This window comes from Aerococcus sp. L_32 (assembly GCF_050689315.1).
On record NZ_JBOEQF010000283.1, the window covers coordinates 1 to 2,562 of the forward strand.

At 37.7% G+C, this 2,562-nt stretch carries 3 protein-coding genes and 1 pseudogene; 1 reads left to right on the forward strand and 3 read right to left on the reverse strand.

All coding sequences use genetic code 11. The features are described 5' to 3' along the window. A partial coding sequence (locus tag ACRCJ0_RS11805; protein WP_431390536.1) for a CNNM domain-containing protein occupies positions 1-429 on the reverse strand: 429 nt, incomplete at its 3' end. A gap of 388 nt (positions 430-817) precedes the next feature. Continuing rightward, positions 818-1,215: pseudogene (locus ACRCJ0_RS11810) on the reverse strand (glycoside hydrolase family 3 protein); the annotation flags it as partial. Between the two features lie 240 nt (positions 1,216-1,455). Here ACRCJ0_RS11810 and cbpA point away from each other — a divergent pair. Next, a complete protein-coding gene (gene cbpA / locus ACRCJ0_RS11815; RefSeq protein WP_048728155.1) occupies positions 1,456-2,103 on the forward strand; it encodes a cyclic di-AMP binding protein CbpA in 648 nt (215 codons plus the stop codon). A 67-nt stretch (positions 2,104-2,170) separates the two neighbouring features. Here cbpA and ACRCJ0_RS11820 read toward each other — a convergent pair. Continuing rightward, on the reverse strand, positions 2,171-2,562 hold a 392-nt coding region (locus ACRCJ0_RS11820), incomplete at its 5' end, for an MBL fold metallo-hydrolase (RefSeq protein WP_431390537.1).

The following is a 2,562-nucleotide window of genomic DNA, read 5'->3' on the forward strand; positions in this document are numbered from 1 at the left end:
ACCTGCTGATTGTCGTGCATACGATTCAGGTACTTGTAAGGCTAATTGTTTTGGATATAACTCACCTAATACCAATGTAAAGTATGACAAGATTATGGTTACAGCTGCTGTAGCAATTGTCTCACCTGCTGGAACACCAGATAGATACGGTTCTAAATAAGAAACGAAGGTAGTAGACGCCGCTGCTGACGAGAAGAAACCAGCAAAAGTAATCCCTACTTGAATCGTTGATAAGAAATCATCAGAGTTTTCAAGAAGTTTCAATACTTTTTGGGATTTTACATCTCCTTCTTCTGCCATAGTTTCTAGTTTTGAATGGTTCACAGATACAAAGGCCATTTCGGCCCCTGCTAGGAAGGCATTCACCAATGTTAAAATAATAATTAGTAATATCTGTCCACCTACGTTTGAGGCCCCAGGATCTCCCATAATGTCGAATTCTCTCCTTTGTTATATGTACGTACAATAATCTGATTTTAGTATACAACCCCTAGGTTTAAAAGGCAAGATTCAACTTATAAGTATGGGTAAAGATTACGGACCTCATCCTGTTTTCTAGCTTTTTGACTAACTCGTTTGCAAAAAGACCGAACCCAACAAACTAAAGAAGTTGTATAGAAAGCAAACATACCTCACTTTTACAAATTCTAATTCTGTTTAATCAAAAAAAGGCCCCTCACGCATGCAAGCCCTTAAACATTTTAAAAATTTATATGATTATTATTTAGTTTTAGACCGAGTTGATACGGTTAGCGTATTTGTCAGCTGAAGAGTAACGAGTATCCTCGAAACCAGTGAATGAATCAACTAGGTCACCACCAGCAATACGGCCCATTTCATAAGCGTATTTAGAGTCGTTAGTAGCAACAATTTCACTTCGTGACCAATATAAGTACCATCATTAGCAGCACCGTCACCACCAGCTCCAGTGTTCGCTGCAATTAATACTGGATATTTGGAGTGGCCTTGCAATACTTTGTTTTGTTCGTAAACAACATCTGCATTAGATTTGTTGTAACGTACACCTGAGATGTGATAAGTATCTAATACATCTTTTAAGTATTCAGGTTCAGTACTTGTACCCATATTAAAGAATAATTGACCGAATTTTTCGTGAATTTTCATATTTGCGATTGCATCTTCAACCCACTTGACACCTTCTGCGTCTAAATTATTGGGTTGTTTAGTTAAATCAACTTTAGCCCTGCGAAATATCCCCCTTTCAAAATAAGCAAACGCTTACTTGATGCTTGCAAACATCTACAGATGTTTATTAACAAACACATTGTATCAATAATTTCAATAAATATAACTATTTTTAAAGGTTTTTAACACTGTAATTCATTTTTTGAACATTTTTTGCAAGGTTCTAACCTTACTATAATCTTTAGCATGATTTTGCCATTTTTATGATATAATGAGCTATGAATACAATGAAAGAGCGAGGTCATACATATGAACATCCGCGAGTTAAGCATTAAGAGAGAGGACGTTAAATATGTCACTGAGGCTAATACTTTACAAGAAGCCTTAGACATTATGAAAGAAAATAATTTCCGGTCCTTACCCATCTTAAGTCAGTCCGGAACGATGTATCGCGGAAACATTTACCGACAGCACATTTATAAGCGACTATTAAATGGTGAGTCTTTAGATGTATCTGTTACCCATCACTTAAAAAATGCGACAAAATACATCTATACCAATTCAACCCTTTTCCAAACAATTTTTGCTATTCGAGATCTACCATATATTAGCGTTTTGAATGAAGACCATACCTTCTATGGAATCCTAACCCACCGTGCGTTTGAACGTGGTTTATTCAAGGCATGGTCGCTAGATGAAGATGGTTTTGTTTTAACTATTCAGGCAAACCAGGAAGATCAAGGTGCACTAGCAGTAATATCGCGAATTATCGGTCGTTTTGCATCTATCAACACGGTTGTCACAACCGTTGATCCTAAAACCGATCTATCCAATATCATCATTTCATTAAAAGGTGACTGTTCACATCAGTCGCTTGAGAAAATTATTACAAGGATTGAACGAAAGAATTATAAGATCCTTTCAGTGGGCAATACTAAATCAATTGCCTTAAGCTAAATACGATTCAACAAAAAAGCCTAGCCCTTTGCCTGTTTTTAAGCAGTCATTGGACTAGGTTTTTATTTTATTTATGTGTTTGTAAGAATGGGTTAGTCGCTTTTTCCTGACCAATCGTTGTAATGCCACCATGCCCTGGTAAAACTTGGGTTTCATCCGGCAGGGTCAATAAATGACGCTTGATACCAGTAACTAATGTATCTTGGTCACCGTGGTCTAAGTCGGTTCGGCCAATGGTTCCTTTGAATAAGGTATCGCCCGCAACGACAAAGCCGTCTTCCTCAAAAATATATACAACGGACCCTGGGGAATGCCCTGGTACGTGTGCGGTTTTAAAAGTGAAGCCAGCCACGGAGTGTTGCCCCATTTTATCCCAATAATGGGTACGAGTTTTAGGAACTCTGGTTTGCTTGTCTTTCAACCAGTCGGCTTCAATAATGTGCTGCCAAACGTCGATGG